The sequence below is a fragment of the Microbacterium paludicola genome (genome assembly GCF_039529675.1).
GTDB lineage: Bacteria > Actinomycetota > Actinomycetes > Actinomycetales > Microbacteriaceae > Microbacterium > Microbacterium paludicola.
On the sequence record NZ_BAAANG010000001.1, the window covers coordinates 327,434 to 345,322 of the forward strand.

The window sequence follows — 17,889 nt, forward strand, 5'->3', positions numbered from 1 at the left end:
GCCTCACTCGACGGTGAACGTCGCGGGCTCGGAGCTGACGTGCAGGCCGTCGCCCGCCATCAGCTCGGCCTCGCCGGGACCGGCGTCCTCCGGGACGGTGAAGGATCCGCTGAGCGTGCCGTCCTCGGCGACGCTCGCCTCGCCGAGGTCCACGGTCTCGCCGTCCTGGATCCAGTGGACGTCGACGACCGAGACGGCGTCGGCGCTCGTCGGCTGGCCTGTGTCCCCGCACACCACGTAGCCCTCGCCGGCGACGTCGAACCGGGTGCCCGGCGTGCCGCGATCCGGGGACATGGTCAGCGTCGCCGCGGCGCACGCGGAGGAGGACGAGACGCCGCCCGAGTTCTCGGCGGGCGCCGGCGCGGGGGCGGACGCGCAGGCGGTGAGCATCAGTGCGAGCCCGAGGAGGGACGCGCTGGCCGCGGACGGACGAGCCATCGCGATCACGCCGCCGGGTAGGGCCGCAGCTTCTCGACGCCGGGCGGGCAGGATGCCGGGCGGGCAGGATGAGGCCGCGTTCGCCGCGGGGGCGACGGTCACGCTGGCCGTGACGGCGAGGACGAGCGCACCAAGCAGCGCGGGGATTCGCATCGGTCGGCTCCGATCGTCGAGGGATTCGCGGCGCTGTTCCCCTGTGCGCGCCGCACACGATGATCCACCACCCTCGTGGCGGGCAGGGCTCCCCATCCTGTTCAGCGGGCGTCGCGACGGAAGGCGGGAAAGAGTGAGGCCCCTGACGTCACCCGATAGACGGCAGGGGCCTCGTTCCACCGGTCAGAGAGCCGGCGGATGCGTCGTCATCGTGCCATCGGCACGCCCCCGCGACGACGCAGGATCAGGAGAAGACCACCGGCGGCGATGAGGCCGGCCGCGGCGAGGGCGAGGCCCCACGGCGACTGCTGCGCGCCGGTTGCCGCGAGTGCGCCCGAGGCGACGACGGAGAGCTGCGCCGTCACCGGGTCGAGGCCCTCCGACGTGATCTCGAGCGTGTGCGGGCCCACCTCGAAGTCGGCCGGGATGGCGATGTCGAACGCGATCGCACCGTTCGCGTCGGCGGCCGGGAGACCCTCGACGACGATCGGGTCGCTGAACAGCGTGGCGCCGACGACCTGGCCGGGCTCGAGGCCCGTCAGCTCGACGCCGAGCGTTCCGCCCTGCTCGACCGTGGTCGAGCTCAGCTCGATCTCGACCCACGCACCGGCCGGATCCTGCGGCTCCGGCGTCTCGGTCGGCGCCGGCGTCGGGGTCGGCTGCGGCTCGGTCCAGACGCTGGCGCGGCCGAGCGGGGCAGGGTCGACGACGTCGACGGCCTCGAAGTAGTCGACCGTGGCCGCGAGGTCCACGAGGCCCGAGTCGGCGGTACCGGTGCCCTCGGCGAGCGTGGTGAACCCGTCGCCGCCCGACGCGAGGAACGAGTTCGTCACGACGACGAACTCATCCGTCGGCGCGATCTCCTCGCCCTGGTAGGTCATGTTCACGATGTGCTCGCCCGCGGGAGCGTCCTCGACGTACTCGTACGCGAAGCCCTCCGAGACGCCCAGGTGCAGCTTGGGACGCTCGGCCCCGGGCTGCCACTGCTCCTCGAGCACCTGTGCGAGCTGCTCACCGGTCAGGGTCAGCGTCACGAGCGTGTTGCCGAACGGCTGGACCGCCGCGACGTCGGCGTAGGTGACGGTGCCGTCGCCCTCGAAGAGCAGGTCGTCGCGCAGGCCGCCGGGGTTCATCAGCGCGATCTGCGCATCCTGCTCCCCGCCGTAGTTCTCGTACTCCGACGTCGCCCAGAGGTAGATGTCGGCGACGAGGTTGCCCATCGTCGACTCCACGCCGCGGTCGTCGCCCGACGGCGTTCCGCCGCGCAGGATGTCCGCCGAGATCTTTCCGACGGCGACGGATCCCAGCACCTCGGCCTCGGCCTCGGCGTCGGCGACGATCTGCGCCACCGTCTCATCGGCGGGGAAGTTCGCCACCGGCTCCTCGCCCGAGTCGTCGACGAGGTCGACGGTCGAGCCGGCGATGGAGATCAGCTCGTTCGTCGCCGAGTCGACGACGATGTCGAGGGCACCGAGCGTGGTGCCGTACTGGTGGGCCTGGATGACCGGGCGGCCGTCGACCTCGCAGTCGACGAGCTGGTGCGTGTGACCCGACACGATGGCGTCGATGTCAGCGGAGGCGCCGCGGACGAGGTCGCCGTACTCCGACTTCTCCGTCGCCAGGGCCTCGCAGTCCTCGCCGGCCGAGCCCGAGTGGGTCAGCAGCACAACGACGTCCGCCTCGCCCGAGGCGGTGATCTCCTCGGCCACGCGGTTCGCCGCCTCGAGCTGGTCGCCGAACTCGATGTCGGCGATCCCCGCGGGGCTCACGAGCGTCGCGGTGTCCGACGTGACGGTGCCGATGAAGCCGACCTTCACGCCGCCGACCTCGCGGATCGCGTACTCCTTGAGCGCGGGCTCGGTCGTGCCCTTCTTGTAGACGTTGGCGCCGAGCGCGAACTCCGTCCCGTCCATGCCGGTCTTCTCCGCGAAGCGGGGGATGACACGGTCGGTGAGGTCGGAGAAGCCCTGGTCGAACTCGTGGTTGCCCACCGCCGAGACGTCCAGGCCGCCGGCCGACAGCGCGTCGATCGTCGGCTCGTCGTCGGCGATGAACGACGTGAACGTCGAGGCGCCGATGTTGTCGCCCGCCGAGGCGAACAGGGTGTTCGGGTTCGCATCCCGGTACTGGGCGACGGCGCCCGCGAGCACCGCGGCACCCGCCTCGTCGCCGTTCGCCGAGACGCGGCCGTGGAAGTCGTTGATCGTGAGGACCTGGACCTCGGTCGTGCCGTCCTCGATCGTCCACAGCGTGGTCGATCCGGTGACCTCGTTGCCCACGGCGAGCATCGGCTTGCCCGTGGGAGACTCCTCCGCCGGGATGAAGTCGAGGCCCTCGGGGCCGAGGTCGCCCGCCGAGTTCACGAGCGCCGCGATCTCGGCCTCGCTCGCGCCGGCCTCCTCGAGCGCCTCGACCTCGTCGGCCAGGTTCACCGAGAAGTCGCGGTTGTCGACGTACGAGACGTACGCCGGAGCGGCGGGGTCGGTGAGGTCGTAGACCATGACGCCGCTGAGGCGCTCGAGCCCGATGAACGCGTAGGGGCGGCCGTTGACCTCGCCGATCGTGAGGTTCTCGGGCTCGACGCCCTTCGCGTCGCTGCGGCTCTCGGCCTCGTTGTCGTCGTGACCGGCGTTGAAGACGACGCCGTCGATGCCCGAGGTGATCTCCTCGAAGGCGGCGCCCGAGTCGAACACCAGGTCTCCGGTGGTGGTCCAGACCGAGAACGAGCGGCCGCCGTAGGTGTACAGCTCGCTGTAGCAGCCCTGGGCCTCGTCGAAGCCGTCCTCGATCGAGACGTCGAGGCGGCCGAGCTTGTCGTCCTCCACGAGCGGCTCGAGCTCGGCGCAGACGGGGCCGTAGCCGTAGATGTCGCCCTCGGCGTCGGTGTCCTCGTTGTCGTCGCCCAGATCCTTCACGCGGGCGGCGTCGACGTAGTCGCCCCACTCGCGCACGTCACCCTCGTTGGCGGTGACGAGGAACGTCTGCCCGTTCGCCTCGTACGAGGCGATGCCATCGGGCATGTACATGCCGTGAAGGCCCGGGTACTTCGCGATGTTCACCGTCGGTGCGTCCTCGGGGTCGCGGTCGGAGGCGTCGATGCCGACCTCCGCGTAGTCCTTGGTGCCCAGCGGCAGGATGTCGGTCACGGTGGCGGTCGTGAGGTCGACCACCGCGAGCGAGTTCGCCTCCTGCAGGGTCACGTAGGCGGTCGTGCCCGAGACGGTGACGTACTCGGGCTCGAGGTTGCGCGACACGGGGAGGTCGTCGCCGTGCGGGGTCGGGCCGAACGTGCGGACGCCCTCGGGGAGGGCGTCGCCCTCGAAGGCGTGGAAGTCGGCGGTCGCGACCGCATCCTGTCCGGGGTTCGCGATCGTCTCGGGGAGCGCGATCACGCTGATCGTGCCCTCCGGATCCGTCGAGAAGTCATCCGCGGGCTCCCCCTCGTTGGCGACGACCGCGTAGGCGCCGTCCGGGGAGACCGTGACCATGTCGGGAAGCGACCCGACCGCGACCGTGCCGAGCACGGCGCCGTCCGCCGAGTCGGCGTTCGCGTCGAAGAACAGCACGCGCCCGGGAAGGGTCTTGTCGCCCGAATCCTCGAGCGCGACGACGCCGAGGCCGTCCTCGCGGATCGCGACCGAGTTCGCCACGGCGCCCTCGGCGCCGAGCTCGAACAGCTGGGTGGGGTTCGCCGGGTCGCTCGCATCGATCACGAACACCGTGCCGGCGGCGGCGTTCACCGAGAACAGGCGCTCGCCGTAGTGCTGGACGATCTCGGAGGCGCCCTCGTCGAACAGTCCGGTCTCGAAGGTGCCGGTCGGCGACAGCGTGAACGGCGCGCCCTCGGCGGTGTGGTTGGTGGGGTCGGCGACGATCGCGGCACTCGCCGAGAACGGCACGAGCGCTAGGGCGCAGGCGGTGGCGGTGGCCGCGGCCGTCGCGGCGACGCGACGGCCCAGCGCGGCGGGGGAGCGGTGGGAAGAAGGCATCGGTGTCCTCGGGGTGACGGGGGGAAACGCGTTCGGGACGACGCTTCCCCCAGTCCTAAGCGGCCGAGGTTGCGGGAAGGTGAACTGGGCATCACGATCGGCTCGTGCTCTCGTCCTGGGGCGGGCTGGCATGCTGGGAGGACCCACGCGAGGAGGCAGGATGACCGACAGCGACGCGCAGACGAACGCCTACGAGACGATCCGGGTGGAGACCCGCGGCAGGGTGGGCTGGATCACGCTCGATCGCCCCGAGGCGCTGAACGCCCTCAACCGCCAGGTGATGCGGGATCTCGTGGCGGCCGCGACCGCCTTCGACGCGGACGAGGGGATCGGCGCGATCGTCGTGACCGGATCGGAGCGCGCGTTCGCCGCCGGGGCCGACATCAAGGAGATGGAGGGACTGCACGGCCGCGACTTCGCCGTCGGCGGCGGCTTCGACCAGTGGCGCGCGTTCGCCGACATCCGCACGCCGGTCGTCGCGGCCGTCGCGGGATACGCGCTCGGCGGCGGGTGCGAGCTCGCCATGATGTGCGACGTGATCCTCGCCGCCGACTCCGCGAAGTTCGGCCAGCCCGAGATCACGCTCGGGGTCATCCCCGGGATCGGCGGCACGCAGCGCCTCATCCGCACGATCGGCTACTACAAAGCGGCGGAACTTGTGCTGTCGGGCCGCACGATCGACGCCGCCGAGGCCGAGCGGATCGGCCTCGTCTCGCGCGTGGTGCCGGCCGCCGAGCTGCTCGACGAGGCGGACGCGCTGGCGCAGGGGATCGCGGCCAAGCCGCTTCCCGCGCTGTACGCCGCGAAGGCCGCGCTCGACGCGGCGCTCGAGGTGCCGCTGGCCGAGGGCCTGCGCCTCGAGAAGCACCTGTTCGCCTCGCTGTTCGACACCGAGGACCAGAAGGAGGGGATGGCGGCGTTCCGCGAGAAGCGCCCTCCGGAGTTCCGGCACCGGTAGTCCGCTCGGGCGGCGGGCGACGTCAGCGCACGACGGACGGGGACCAGGCCTGAGGGATGAGCACCCGCGGCTCGGCGCCCGGGGCGAGGTCGATTGCCCAGACGTCGGTCACTCCCGCCTCGTCCGCGCGCGGCAGGCCGTAGAGCACGGTGTCGTCATCGAGCCACTCCGGCTGGTCATCGACGGAGCGCGCCTCGCCGAGCATCCGCTCCCGCCCCGTGGCGAGGTCGAGCACCGCGATCGCCCACTCGCCGTCGCCCCGGCTCTTCTTGTACGCGACACGCTCGCCGTCGGGTGAGATCGAGGGGCACTCCGCGTTCTCCCGGACGGCGCTGAGCGTGCGCTCCTCGAGGTCGCCGCGCACGAGCCAGGTGCGGCCGGCGGATGCCGCCGTGGCGTAGAACCCGTCTCCGCCCGTGAACGTCACGCCCCACATGTTGCGGTCGACCGCGTCGTACTCGGTGCCGTCGACGAGCAGGGTGAAGTCCTCGATGCTGCCGTAGTCGCGGCCCGCGGTGGTGCGCACCTCGGTGCGGGTCGAGAAGCCTGTGCCGGCGTACGAGTGCCCCGTGACGAACGATGTGGTCGCAATGAGGGAGCCGTCGGAGGACATCCTCGTTCGGCTCGGCAGGCCCGCGAGCGGCCAGGAGGCGACCTCGTTCCAGGATGCGTCGAGCAGGCTCCCCTGGAACGTCGTGACGACGCCGCGCTCGGTGCGAAGGCACGTCGCCTGCCCGGCCGCCGCGTACACGCGGTCGCACGTGGCGCCGGTGATCGCGCGCGGCCCATCCGGATCCGTCAGCGGCACGAGCGCGACGCGGCCGTGGTCGGCGCCGGACGCGGTGCTGCGGAAGACGATGTGCGGATCGGCCCGCACGGTCGCGAGATCAGCCTGGGCGACCGGGGGCGCGGTGTCGCGGGCGCTCACATGCGCCGCGTAGGCGTTCAGCCCGAACAGCACCACCGCTGCCGTCACGGCGACGACGATGCCCGTCAGGATGAGCCCCCGCATCCGGGGCAGCGCACCGTCCGTCACGACACAGCCTGCGATTCCGCGGAGGGCGGCCGGTTCAGGCGCCGCACCGCGACGAAGCAGAACGGCAGGCTCAGCGCCAGCAACGCGCTCACGACCAGCAGCGACTCGGTGCGTCCCAGCGCGTACCAGAGCGCGCCGAACACCGCCGAGGCCACCATGCGGCACACGGCCACCACCGCCTGTGCTGCGCCGATCGCGCTCGCCCGCACCGACGGGTCGACGAGCGATCCGGCGACGGCGGCGAGGACGCCGTCGGTGGCGGCGTAGAACGCGCCGAGCAGGGCGAGGCATCCGAGGACGGGACCGAGCCCCGCGCCGGGAACGAGCGCCAGGGCGTACGCGCCGAGCAGCCCGAGATGACCCAGAATGAGCACCCGCGCGCGGCCGAAGCGGTCGGCGAGGCGCCCGAGAGGCGTGGCGAGCGCGATGTAGACGACGTTCGTGCCGACGAACAGCAGGGGGAACCACTGTGCCGCGAAGCCGCTGCGCTCCTGCAGCGAGAGGTAGAGGAAGCCGTCGCCGATCGTGAGCAGGCTCAGCACGGCCATGACGACGAGCAGGATGCGCAGCCGCGGCTCGGCGAGGTTCCGCCAGCGCACGCGTTCCAGTGCGGCTCCGGTGGCGGTTCGCTCCCGCCGCGGCCGGCGATCGGGCACGAGAAGCCCGAGGATCGCGACGCCGATCGTCGCGGCACCGAGCGACAGGACGAACACCGCCGTGTAGCCGTCGGGGATGACCGAGAGGATCACGAAGGCAAGCAGCGGACCGAGGGCCGCGCCGACGGTGTCGAGCGCGCGGTGCACCCCGAACGACCGCGCGAGGTCATCCGGATCCGCGCTCGCCGCGATCAGCGCATCCCGCGGCGCGGTGCGGATGCCCTTGCCGATCCGGTCGACCGTGACGAGGGCGGCGACGGCGGCGAGGCCCTGCGCGGCGATCAGCCAGCCGCGCGTCAGGGCGGACAGCAGGTAGCCCGAGAACGCGACCCACTTCGGACGGTCGGTGCGGTCGGATGCCCAGCCCGCACCGATCCGCACCACGGCGCCGGCGCCCTGGAAGATGCCGTCGACGAACCCGTAGGCGATGAGCGACAGCCCCATGGCGCTCGTCAGGTAGAGCGGCAGCACGGCCGCCACCGACTCCGACGAGATGTCGGTGAGCATCGACACGATGCCGAGCGTGACGACCGTGGAAGAGACCCGCCCCCGTCGCGCACGTGGGGGGATGGCGTCGGAGGCGGGCCGGTCTCGGAGGCTGATGTACATGCGGCTCAGCGGGTCTCGTCGAGGATGCCGAAGACGGTGAAGAGCGATCCGCCGGCCTGCGGCCGCGCGGAGATCACAACCGTGTGGCCCTCGCGCGTGAAGGACACGGCGGTGCTGTCGTCGGGGGCCTCGGCGGTGCTCCACGTGAATCCGAGCGCGACGAGACGCTCGGTGTAGCGCGCGATCACGTCGGCGACCGGCGCGGTGTCGGTGGCCTCCAGTGAGGCCTGGATCCGCTCGCCGTCGCTTGTGAGCGATGAGGACAGCACCGTCGAGCTGTCCGCGAGGGCGATCACGTCGGAGGGGAATCCCTTCACCAGATCATCGTGCGCGGCGATCGGCGCCGCGGGCCCGGCCGGAACGTCCATCGCCGGCGGCGTCGGCAGAGGGCCCACCACTCCCGGCGGCCGTGGCGACTCCTCCGGCTCGGGTGCCGCTTCGATGCCGGGGCTGTTCGCCCCGGGTGCCGCGCTCGAGCCATCCGTGTCGTCGCCGGGTGCCGGGTCATCCGCCTCCGCGTCGGTCCCGTCGGTCGACGCCCCGGCTGTCGGCGTCGTCGCACCGGACGGGGGCGGGTCCATCGTGCCGCTCGCGCGTCCGGACGGCGCGGCTGGAGCACCGACGCCCGGGTCGTTCGCGGATCCGATCCAGAGGAAGATGCCGACGCCCACCGCGACCCCGATGGCGGCGGCCAGCGCGATGCGCGCGGCGACGACGGCGGGGCGGGGCGCATCCATGTGTATCGGGAGGCGCATCCGGTGCTCCTGATACCGGACGATACGGAGGTCCCATGACCCGACGGATGGCTCGACAGCGGCTCAGGACGCTGCCGGCGACGCTCGCGCTTGTGCTGTTGATCCTGCCGATCGCCGTCGTGGTGTCGGCGCCGGCCTCTGCGGAGGCGGGCCCGTGCGGCGCCGGCGGCAACGAGATCGCATGCGAGAACTCCCAACCGGGCACGGATCCCGAGGTCTGGGACATCGAGGGCGCCGGATCGGCCGACATCCAGGGCTTCGCCGCCGACATCAGCGTCGACGCCGGCGGGAGCATCGACTTCAAGATCGACACCGATGCGGATGACTACACGATCACGATCTACCGGACCGGCTGGTACCAGGGGAAGGGCGCTCGCGAGGTCGACACGGTCGAGCCGGTCGACACGCCGCCGCAGCCGGAATGCCGCCGCGACCTCACGACGGATCTGTACGACTGCGGCGAGTGGGCCGTGTCCGCGACGTGGGATGTGCCCCAGACAGCGGTCTCGGGCGTCTACGTGGCGCGGCTTCACCGCGCCGACACCGACGGCGCCAGCCACATCACCTTCGTCGTGCGCGATGACGACAGCGATTCGGACATCCTGTTCCAGACGTCGGATACCACCTGGCACGCGTACAACACCTACGGCGGCTCGAGCTTCTACCAGGGTGCGCTTCACGGCCGCTCAGCTACAACCGCCCCTTCGCGACCCGGGGCATCGCCTCGGGCCGGGACTTCTACTTCTCATCCGAATACGCCATGGTGCGCTTCCTCGAGCGAAACGGCTATGACGTGAGCTATACGACGGATGTCGACTCCGACCGCCGGGGCGAACTCATCCAGAACCATCGGGTGTTCACCTCGACGGGACACGACGAGTACTGGTCGGGCCCGCAGCGCGCGCACATCGAGGCCGCCAGGGACGCCGGCGTGAACCTCGCCTTCTTCACCGGGAACGAGGCGTACTGGCGCATTCGCTGGGAGGCGGCGGCGGCCGGCGACCCCATCCCGTATCGCACGATGACCTCCTACAAGGAGACGTGGAGCAACCGCAAGCTCGACGCCTCGTCTCCGCAGTGGACGGGCACCTGGCGCGACCCGCGCTTCGCGTCGCAGGCAGACGGCGGCGGCCTGCCCGAGAACGCCCTGACCGGCACGGCGTACATGGTCAACTACTCCGACCTTCCGGTGACGGTCTCGGCCGCGGAGGGAGCGCTGCGCCTCTGGCGTCACACGTCTCTCGCCGCGCTTCCGGAGGGCACCAGCGCCGAGCTGGCCCCCCACACGATCGGCTACGAATCGAACGAGGATCTCGACAACGGGTTCCGTCCGGAGGGGCTCATCCGCCTGTCCACCACGGTGGGAGAGGTGCCCGAGTACCTGCAGGACTTCGGCAGCACCGTCGGCCCGGGAACGACGACGCACCATACGACGCTCTATCGCGCCGCATCCGGGGCGCTGGTCTTCTCGTCGGGCAGCGTGCAGTGGGCGTGGGGGCTCGATCAGCAGCACGACGGGGCCGGCGCCCCCGCCGACCAGCGGATGCAGCAGGCGACGGTGAACCTGCTCGCCGACATGAACGCGCAGCCGACCACGCTGCAGGACGACCTGAAGGCCGCCGCGGCCTCGACGGATGAGACACCCCCGACGGTCGCGATCACCTCACCGGCGCCGGGTCAGGATGTCGAGAACGGCACCCAGGTCATCGCGACCGGCACCGCCGCGGATGCGGGCGGGGGACGCGTCGCCGCCGTCGAGGTCTCGACCGACGCCGGCGCCACCTGGCACCCGGCGACCGGAACCACCGCGTGGTCGTACGAGTACGTGCAGACCGGGGAGGGCGCGGCGCCGCTGCTCGCGCGCGCCGTCGACGACAGCGCGCGCATCGGCGAGCCGGCCCGCGTGGACGTCGACGTCCGCTGCCCGTGCAGCCTGTTCGGTGCCGCGTTGCCTGCGCAGCCCGCGGTCGACGACTCGTCTGGCGTCGAGCTCGGCCTGCGGTTCCGCCCGCAGATCGACGGATTCGCCCGCGGTGTGCGCTTCTTCAAGGGCCCCGGCAACGTCGGGACGCACGTCGGATCGCTCTGGACCGCCGACCGGCAGCGCCTGGCGACCGTGACCTTCGCGGACGATCCGGCCACGGGCTGGCAGACCGCGACGTTCGATTCGGCGGTGCCGCTGACCGCGGGCGTGACGTATGTGGTGTCGTACGCGGCACCATCCGGTCACTACGCCGCCGCCGAGGACGCCTTCTGGTACCGCGGCCACGACGCGCCGCCGTTGGCGGTCGAGGGCGGATTCGGCGCCGAGGCGGCGGGCGTGTACGCCGCGCCCGGCGACTTCCCGTCCTCGAGCTGGGGGTCGAGCCACTACTTCGTCGACGTGCTGTTCGACACCGTCGACGACACCCCGCTGACGATCTCGGGCCGGTCGCCGGTCGCGGGCTCCACCAGCGTCGGCACGGCGGCGCAGATCGCCGCCACCCTGTCGAAGCCGGTGGATGCGACGAGCGTGCAGCTGGCGGTGACCGCCGCCGACGGCGGGGTCGTGGCCGGCGCCGTCTCGTACGATCCGCAGACCCGGCGAGCGCTGTTCGTGCCCACCGAGCCCCTCCAGCACGCGACCGTCTACACCGCGGCGATCACGGCTCTGGATGCGCAGGGGAACGGCATTGCGGGCGACGCGCAGTGGTCGTTCACCACCGCACCTCCCGTCGCGGCCGAGGGGCAGTGCCCCTGCTCGCTGTACACAGAGACGGCGGAACCGGGTGTGCTCGAGGTCCCCGACCCGTCGGCCGTGACGCTGGGAGTGCGGTTCGCCCCGAGTGCCGACGGCACCGTCACCGCCATCCGGTTCTACAAGGGCCCGGGCAACGTCGGTCCGCACACCGGGGAGCTGTGGCGGGCCGACGGCACCCGGATCGCCGAGGGCGCGTTCACGGACGAGAGCGCACAGGGGTGGCAGACCCTCGTGCTGGATGAGCCGGTCTCCGTGACGAAGGACGCTGAATACATCGCCGCGTACCGCACGACCGTCGGCCGATACTCGTACACGACGGGGTCGTACGCGACGGAGTTCGAACGCGGGCCCCTCCGGGTGCCGGCGAACGGCGGCGCCTACTCCTACGATGGCGGGTTCCCCGGCGACCGCAGCGCGGGGAGCTATCTCGTCGACGTCGTGTTCGAGCCGGATGCCCCGGTGCCCACGGTGATCGACCGTGCCCCCGCCGACGGGGTGCTGAATGCCGATCCGGGCGCGCCCATCACCGCCCGCTTCGACCGCGCCGTCGCGGCCGGCGCGCAGCTGACGGTCAGCTCGCCTTCGGGCCCCGTGGCCGGGACGTCGGCGCTCTCCCCCGACGGCCTCGAGCTGACCTACACTCCCGAGGCGCCGCTCGCCGAGCGGACGCGGTACACGGCGACGACGTCGGGCACGGGTGGGCCGGATGCCACCTGGTGGTTCGAGACGGCGTCCGCAGATGGCTGCCCGTGCGGTCTGTTCGCGGGTGCGGTGCCGGACACCGCCTCGGCGAGCGACGGTGCGAGGGTCGAACTCGGCGTCGGTTTCGCGCCCACCGAGGACGGCGTCGTGACCGGTGTGCGCTTCTATCGCGGCGCGGGCAACGCCGGCCCGCACACGGGCACGCTGTGGGATGCGGCCGGGGGTGTCCTCGCCACCGTGAGCTTCTCGGCGACCGGCGATGCGGGGTGGCAGACCGCCCTGTTCGAGCAGCCCGTCGAGGTGAGAGCGGGGACGTCCTATGTCGCGTCGTACCTCGCCCCGCAGGGCGGCTACGCCGTGACCTCCGAGTTCTTCACGGGCGCACCTCTTGCGGTCGGTCCGCTCGAAGCGGCCGCGTTCAACGGCCGCTACGCCTACGGCGGCGGGTTCCCCCAGGACTCCTACCGCGGTAGCAACTACTTCGTCGACGTGGTCTTCGAGCGCGGCTGAACTGAGGCTGTCCCGTCAGCGAAGCCCTCGGCGTAGGCCTCGTCGTAGCCGAGGCGGAACATATCCCGCTCGCCCGTCCGCGGGATCGTGCGCGCGCCGGGGAGATCCAGCTCGCCGACGAGGTCCGCGCGGCCCCGCACGACCGCGACGGGCATGCCCGTGGCCTTGCCCTTGACGAGATCGGCCGCCGCGCACAGCTCGTCGGCCACGCAGGGAAGCGTGACGTGCAGCGGGCGCCCCTGGGTGTCGGTGGAGCCGCGGAGGTCCTCGAAGACCTGCACGCCGCCCGCGCCGATCGCGTGGTCGATCTGCCCGTCGCGCCAGGCGCGGCCGAGGGTGTCCGAGATCAGCACCCCCACCCGCACGCCCAGCCGGGCGCGCAGCCCCTCGGCGAGGGCGCGCGCGGAGGCATCCGGATCGACCGGCAGCAGCAGCACCGTCCCCTCCGGGGTGTTGGAGGCGTCGACGCCGGCCGCCGCCGAGACGATCCCGAGGCGGTTCTCGACGATCCGCGTCACGTGGCCAGACGCCGACGTGCGGGTCGCGACCACGCGCACGGTCTCGGCCGTGATCGCGTCCTCGCGGTCGTCCGCCGTCACGAAGCGGCCCTCGGCCTTCGAGACGATCTTGCTCGTGACGACGAGGATGTCGCCGTCGGCGAGCGGATCGGATGCGTCGACCGCCGATCCGATCACGTCCACGAGGTGATCGCCCGCGGAGATCTCGGGGATCCCGGCGAGCGGCCAGACGGTCAGCACCCTCGGTGTCCCCGGTTCAGGGGCGGACGTAGCGCACCTCGGTGAGCGTCTCACCGAGGAACACCTCGTCGCGGCGGGCGCCGTCGAGATGGAAGCCGCGCTTCTCGTAGAACGTGCGTGCACCGGGGTACTGCTCCGCGAGCCACAGGTACAGCGGCTCGCCGTCGTCGACCACAGCGTCGAACAGCGCGCGGCCGATTCCCTTGCGGTGCCACGAGTCGAGCAGGTACACGAAGTAGAACTCGCGGGGAGCGGGGGCGTCCGCGTCGCGTGCGGGACCGCTTGCCGCGAAGCCGACGATCTCGCCGTTCACAAGCGCTGCCGCGTGGCGGATCTCGTCGCTCTGCGAGGTGTAGTGCGTCCACAGCTCCGCCAGGCGGCGGGGCGAGACGTTCTCGAGCGTTGCGCTCGAGATGAGGCCGTCGTAGGTCTCGTGCCAGACCTTCGCGTGGACGCGGCCCATTGCCTCGGCGTCCACGTCGCGAATCGGCCGGACCAACAGATCGGTGAGCGATTCGGCTGTCATGGCCAGACTCTACGCACGGACATCGGCTGACGAGAAATCCGCGCGACGCGTTGTCGACAGCGGACAACGAACCCGGGGATCCTCAGAGGGATGTGCCAGCATCGCGACTCGTGAATGTGATCTGGCGGACCCTCATCGTGATGTTCCTGGCGCGCCGACGCCGTCGGCGCGGCGGGCGGCTCGCTCCGACCGCGGTGGGGCGCATCCGGCTCACGACGCTGCCGACCGACATCGACATCCTGCGGCACATGAACAACGGCCGTTACCTGTCGCTGTTCGACCTCGGCCGGTGGGATCTGATGGTGCGCACCGACCTGGCCGAGATCATGAACGCGCGAGGCTGGTATCCGGTCGTGGCGAGCGAGACGGTCACGTTCCGCAAGTCGCTGAACCTCTGGCAGCGCTTCGAGCTGCAGTCGCGCTGGGTCGGTCACGACGACCGGGCCCTCTACCTCGAGCACCGCGCGGTGGTGCGCGGCGAGATCTACGCGAGCGCGATCATCCGCGGCCGCATCCTCCGCCGCTCGGGCGGTACGGTGCCGATGGCGGAGGTGCTGGAGGCGCTGGGCCTCGAGGACGCCCTGCCCGAGATGCCCGCCTGGACGCACGAGTGGGCAAGCAACGTCGCCCTGCCCTCGACCCGCCGCCCCGCGCCGAGCGACTGGGACTGATCCGCGACGCTTCGGTCGGTCGCTTCGGCTCGCTCCGCTCGCTCAGCAACCGGCGGTGTCGCCCCCGGGTTATCGAGCGAGCGCAGCGAGTCGAGATGACGGGCTCGCACGAATGGCTGCCGACCGGCCCTTCCGGCGCCGCGACAGGGCCGGATGGCACCGAAAGCGCGTCGCGGCTCCGGCAGAAGTGCCCACCGCGAGGGGGGATCGTGCGCGGTAGCGTTGGCGCGTGCTCGGGATGCTCGCGACGACGGGACGGCTGCTCGCCGCCCACTGGCCCGCGCTGCTCGCCTGGTACGCCGCGGGCACGCTCGCGCGGTACGTCTGCATTCAGATCGCCGGATTCGTCGGCGCGTACAGCGACATCGGCGGCGTGCTGCTGCAGCCGCTGGCTCCCCTGTCGCGGCTGGTGGCGTACGTGGCGATGCTGCTCGTGGTGCGGGACGGCCTGCGGCACCTCGGCGTGCTCGCGCCGCGACCGGAGGATCCGGCCGAGCGTCGCCGCGACTTCGGGCGGGCCCTGCTCGGCGGCACGGTGCCGTTCGTCGCGTTCTACACGGCCTACAACTACCTCACCGAGGACTGGGCCGATTTCGCGGAGCGCGCCCTCGACCAGCGCAAGCAGCACGCGTTCGAGAACGTCGACTGGGGCTTCACCGTCGGCGATCTCGTGCTCTCGCCCCTCTCGATCACGCTCATCGTCGTCGCGTTCGCCGCCCGCTGGTTCCTCGGGCGCGAGCGTGCGAAGAAGCGCCTGTGGCTCACACCCGTGCTCGTCTACCTCGAAGCCCTGTGGGTGGTGCTCACCGCGCTCGTGATCTTCGACCTGGTGGGCATCGTCACCCAGTGGGCCGAGGGGCGCATCGCCTGGGTGTGGCTCGCCGACGCGCGGGAGTGGCTGGCGGGAGTGCTGTTCCCGCTGGTCTGGCTCGGTGACGGGCTGGTCTGGCTGATCGGGGAGGTGGGCGGCGTCATCCTGCTGCCGCTCGCGTGGCTCACCGTCGCCGGCGCCATCTACGGAAAGGCGGTCTCGGCCCAGGCACCGCAGCTCTCCGGGGCCGCGATCGACCGCACTGTCGCCCGCTACCGCGCGCTGCGCGGCCCCATCCGCCGGGCGCTCGACGACCTCTGGAAGCAGGTCACCCAGCGGTTCGCCCCGATCGGTCAGGCGATCGTGCTGATGTGGCGCGCGGGTCCGCTGCTCATCGCGAGCTACGTGCTGCTGTTCACCGTGCTGCTGCCGCTCGAGCCCGCACTCGGGTGGGTGGTGACGCGCATCGTCGGCCCGCAGTCGCTCACCGGCTTCTGGGTTGTGCTGAGCGAGTCGCTGTTCCTGATCCCGCCGCTGATCATCGAGCCGCTGCGGATCGCGATCGTGGCGGCGGCGTACGACGCGACGCTGACACGGCTTGCTCCGGATGCGCCGGCCGCGCGGCCGGCCGCGAGCGCGGGCGGCGACGCGGCCCCCGTCAGCGCTCGTCCGTGAACCGGAGGAACTTCGGCAGCTCGTCTGCCACGACGACGTCGATGTGCAGGCGCTCGGCCGCATCCGCTGGCACGAAGTACGGCACTCGCACCTCGTAGGGTCCGGTCGCCGCCATGTCGCAGAAGGGCTGCTCGGGCCAGCTGAGCCCCGCCCCGTTCCACTGCGACTCCCAGGAGCGCCCCGCTCCTTCCGCCTCGGTCAGCGTGATCGTGCACCCCATTCCCGTCCCGCCGGGGATGACGGTGAACTCGGCGACGAGCAGCCGCGCATCCGGCGGCACCGCGTCGCGGTGAAGCGAGGTCTCGTCGACCACGCGGGGATCCCGCCACTGGGCCCCGGCGAACTCGGCGGTCTCCCCCGCCTCGATCGGCTGCACGGGCGAGCCCGACTTCGCGCCGGTCCAGGCGGCCACCCCGGTCGCCATGACGCCGACGGGGATCAGCACCGCGAGGGCGATCAGCGCGAGCGCGTTGCGCCGCAGCCACGGCCCCAGCCGGCTCATTCCGCCCACCCCGGCGGCGCGAGTTCGACCTCAGGCTGCACCTCGAGAGCATCGAGGTCGATCGGCATGACCACCAGCGAATCCGCTCGCTCATCGCCGATCGCGCCGTACGCGATCCCCAGTTCGGCGATACCGCCCGCATTCTCCGGGAGCTCGAAGGCGGCGCTGATCTGGCGGGGCAGACCGACGCTCAGCCGTGCGGGCGGCCCGAACCCCAGACCGGGTCGCTCGCTTGCGCGGTACGTCCGGTCGCCGATCCGCAGGCGCATCACGCTGAGATAGGCCTCTCTCTCGGACTCCGTCGCCTCTGCCTCGAACTCGACGACCACCCAGCGCCCCTCCGCGTACCAGCCTCGCTCGGGCTCCGTGACCTTCGAGGCGGCGTGCACGCCGTTCACCGTCACCCGCAGGTTGCGCCCCTCCGCCGGCTCCCCGATCCGCGCGTCGACGCGGAAAGGCTCCGCAGCGATCATGCCCGGGGGTGTGATCGCGTGAAGGCCCCACGCGGCCGCCACCAGCGCCGCGGCGGCCGCCCAGTGGAGGGCGAGGCGGGCGGCCCGGTTCATCCGGCTTCCTCCGCGTCGACGTCCTCGGCGGTCAGCTGCACCCGCGCCGCCGGCGTCGGGTCCTCCCACTGCCCGCCGTTGCCGGTGAAGAGAAGTTCGGGCTCCCACCAGTGGAGATCCGAGATGGCGAGCGGCACCTCGTCGCCCGCCGCATAGCGGTCGGCCGGAACGGGCCAGGTCAGCACCAGCTGGGAGGGGACCCCCGGCTGGAGGTAGGGACCGGTGGTCGCGTCATCCATGCGCGCGACCGAGACGGTGGGCATCTTGCTGCCGTCGACGCGCTGGGCCGGCAGCCCGGGAACGGCGAACGTCTGGGGGGCATAGGACGCGGTGGACAGCGGGCTGTCAGTCACGTTCTCCATCGTGACGACCACCGCCAGCACGCGCTCGCCCTCCTGCGGTGTCGTGCCGGAGCCGCTCAGGTCATTGAGCAGCACGGCACGCTCGAACGTGATCGCGAACTGGTCGTTCGTGTGCGTGTCGCCCGCCATCAGCTGCGGCAGCGCCGCCGCCTCCGCAACGGGCGCATCGGCCAGGCCTCCGAACGCCGCGGTCGCCGCGAGGAACAGCGCCGCGGCCGTGACCGTGACCCACGAGCTCGGCAGGCGTTGCGCGGCGACCTTCGCCCAGCTCGCCGGGGTGCGCCGTGACGCGCGCTTCTGCGGGTCCGCGGATTCCGAGGTGGGGTCGGATGCCGCGCCGGTCGCCTGGTCGGCGGGCGGCTCGGGCGCGCTCATCCGCGCACCCCCGCGCGCGCCGGCGGGGCGAGGTGCGGGCCCCCGCCCTCGCACGTGATCGCGTCCCCCGAGCGCATGCGATCATCCTGCCAGGCCC

Annotated in this window: 14 protein-coding genes and 1 pseudogene; 5 read left to right on the forward strand and 10 right to left on the reverse strand. The window is 72.0% G+C overall.

Annotated features, from left to right (window positions below; translation table 11 throughout):
* Window positions 1–3: 3 nt before the first annotated feature.
* Together ABD161_RS01585 and ABD161_RS01590 are read right to left on the reverse strand one after the other, a co-directional pair.
* Window positions 4–591 carry a hypothetical protein gene (locus ABD161_RS01585; protein WP_135114419.1) on the reverse strand — a complete coding sequence of 196 codons (588 nt, stop codon included), beginning with the start codon at window positions 589–591 and terminating at the stop codon, window positions 4–6.
* Between the two features lie 206 nt (window positions 592–797).
* Complete coding sequence (locus ABD161_RS01590; RefSeq protein WP_343999038.1) at window positions 798–4,580, reverse strand: choice-of-anchor I family protein; 3,783 nt, start codon at window positions 4,578–4,580, stop codon at window positions 798–800.
* 160 nt (window positions 4,581–4,740) lie between these two features.
* Here ABD161_RS01590 and ABD161_RS01595 point away from each other — a divergent pair, with 160 nt between their 5' ends.
* Window positions 4,741–5,538, forward strand: a complete 798-nt coding sequence (locus ABD161_RS01595; RefSeq protein WP_343999039.1) for an enoyl-CoA hydratase-related protein — start codon at window positions 4,741–4,743, stop codon at window positions 5,536–5,538.
* Window positions 5,539–5,560: 22 nt separating this feature from the next.
* Here the strand turns inward: ABD161_RS01595 and ABD161_RS01600 are convergent, their stop codons facing one another.
* The 3 genes from ABD161_RS01600 to ABD161_RS01610 form a co-directional block, all read right to left on the reverse strand.
* Window positions 5,561–6,574: a TolB family protein gene (locus tag ABD161_RS01600; protein ID WP_343999041.1), complete on the reverse strand. Its 1,014-nt coding sequence runs from the start codon at window positions 6,572–6,574 to the stop codon at window positions 5,561–5,563.
* Entirely contained in the window at window positions 6,571–7,737 is a 1,167-nt protein-coding gene (locus ABD161_RS01605) for an MFS transporter (RefSeq protein WP_343999120.1), read from the reverse strand. The genes ABD161_RS01600 and ABD161_RS01605 overlap by 4 nt, the downstream gene beginning before the upstream one ends.
* A gap of 107 nt (window positions 7,738–7,844) precedes the next feature.
* Entirely contained in the window at window positions 7,845–8,594 is a 750-nt protein-coding gene (locus ABD161_RS01610) for a hypothetical protein (protein WP_343999043.1), read from the reverse strand.
* 47 nt (window positions 8,595–8,641) lie between these two features.
* On the opposite strand from ABD161_RS01610, the pseudogene ABD161_RS01615 reads away from it, so the two are divergent.
* Window positions 8,642–10,044 (forward strand): annotated as a pseudogene (locus ABD161_RS01615) (N,N-dimethylformamidase beta subunit family domain-containing protein); the annotation flags it as partial.
* 126 nt (window positions 10,045–10,170) lie between these two features.
* The gene (locus ABD161_RS01620; RefSeq protein WP_343999122.1) at window positions 10,171–12,546 is read left to right on the forward strand and encodes a DUF4082 domain-containing protein; all 2,376 of its coding nucleotides are present in this window, start codon (window positions 10,171–10,173) and stop codon (window positions 12,544–12,546) included.
* On the opposite strand, the gene cofE is transcribed toward ABD161_RS01620, so the two are convergent.
* Both cofE and ABD161_RS01630 read right to left on the reverse strand, forming a co-directional pair.
* Window positions 12,513–13,304 carry a coenzyme F420-0:L-glutamate ligase gene (cofE, locus tag ABD161_RS01625; RefSeq protein ID WP_135114415.1) on the reverse strand — a complete coding sequence of 264 codons (792 nt, stop codon included), beginning with the start codon at window positions 13,302–13,304 and terminating at the stop codon, window positions 12,513–12,515. The genes ABD161_RS01620 and cofE overlap by 34 nt on opposite strands.
* Window positions 13,305–13,320: 16 nt before the next feature.
* The gene (locus tag ABD161_RS01630) at window positions 13,321–13,830 is read right to left on the reverse strand and encodes a GNAT family N-acetyltransferase (protein WP_135114414.1); all 510 of its coding nucleotides are present in this window, start codon (window positions 13,828–13,830) and stop codon (window positions 13,321–13,323) included.
* Between the two features lie 110 nt (window positions 13,831–13,940).
* Between ABD161_RS01630 and ABD161_RS01635 the strand changes: the two genes are divergently transcribed.
* Window positions 13,941–14,501 carry a thioesterase family protein gene (locus tag ABD161_RS01635; RefSeq protein ID WP_135114413.1) on the forward strand — a complete coding sequence of 187 codons (561 nt, stop codon included), beginning with the start codon at window positions 13,941–13,943 and terminating at the stop codon, window positions 14,499–14,501.
* A gap of 229 nt (window positions 14,502–14,730) precedes the next feature.
* Window positions 14,731–15,987: a hypothetical protein gene (locus tag ABD161_RS01640; protein WP_135114412.1), complete on the forward strand. Its 1,257-nt coding sequence runs from the start codon at window positions 14,731–14,733 to the stop codon at window positions 15,985–15,987.
* On the opposite strand, the gene ABD161_RS01645 is transcribed toward ABD161_RS01640, so the two are convergent.
* The 3 genes from ABD161_RS01645 to ABD161_RS01655 are packed head-to-tail and all read right to left on the reverse strand — an operon-like array spanning window position 15,971 to window position 17,792.
* Entirely contained in the window at window positions 15,971–16,489 is a 519-nt protein-coding gene (locus ABD161_RS01645; protein WP_135114411.1) for a hypothetical protein, read from the reverse strand. The genes ABD161_RS01640 and ABD161_RS01645 overlap by 17 nt on opposite strands.
* Window positions 16,486–17,055, reverse strand: coding sequence for a hypothetical protein (locus ABD161_RS01650; RefSeq protein WP_135114410.1), 570 nt, complete (start codon window positions 17,053–17,055; stop codon window positions 16,486–16,488). The genes ABD161_RS01645 and ABD161_RS01650 overlap by 4 nt, the downstream gene beginning before the upstream one ends.
* The gene (locus ABD161_RS01655; RefSeq protein ID WP_343999047.1) at window positions 17,052–17,792 is read right to left on the reverse strand and encodes a hypothetical protein; all 741 of its coding nucleotides are present in this window, start codon (window positions 17,790–17,792) and stop codon (window positions 17,052–17,054) included. The genes ABD161_RS01650 and ABD161_RS01655 overlap by 4 nt, the downstream gene beginning before the upstream one ends.
* Window positions 17,793–17,889: the final 97 nt, after the last annotated feature.

Bases quoted from the DNA above. Each gene is read 5' to 3' on its own strand.
- ABD161_RS01585 (WP_135114419.1), bottom strand. From the start codon at position 591: ATGCGAATCCCCGCGCTGCTTGGTGCGCTCGTCCTCGCCGTCACGGCC.
- ABD161_RS01590 (WP_343999038.1), bottom strand. From the start codon at position 4,580: ATGCCTTCTTCCCACCGCTCCCCCGCCGCGCTGGGCCGTCGCGTCGCC.
- ABD161_RS01595 (WP_343999039.1), top strand. From the start codon at position 4,741: ATGACCGACAGCGACGCGCAGACGAACGCCTACGAGACGATCCGGGTG.
- ABD161_RS01605 (WP_343999120.1), bottom strand. From the start codon at position 7,737: ATGCTCACCGACATCTCGTCGGAGTCGGTGGCGGCCGTGCTGCCGCTC.
- ABD161_RS01610 (WP_343999043.1), bottom strand. From the start codon at position 8,594: ATGCGCCTCCCGATACACATGGATGCGCCCCGCCCCGCCGTCGTCGCC.
- ABD161_RS01620 (WP_343999122.1), top strand. From the start codon at position 10,171: ATGAACGCGCAGCCGACCACGCTGCAGGACGACCTGAAGGCCGCCGCG.
- ABD161_RS01630 (WP_135114414.1), bottom strand. From the start codon at position 13,830: ATGACAGCCGAATCGCTCACCGATCTGTTGGTCCGGCCGATTCGCGAC.
- ABD161_RS01645 (WP_135114411.1), bottom strand. From the start codon at position 16,489: ATGAGCCGGCTGGGGCCGTGGCTGCGGCGCAACGCGCTCGCGCTGATC.
- ABD161_RS01650 (WP_135114410.1), bottom strand. From the start codon at position 17,055: ATGAACCGGGCCGCCCGCCTCGCCCTCCACTGGGCGGCCGCCGCGGCG.
- ABD161_RS01655 (WP_343999047.1), bottom strand. From the start codon at position 17,792: ATGAGCGCGCCCGAGCCGCCCGCCGACCAGGCGACCGGCGCGGCATCC.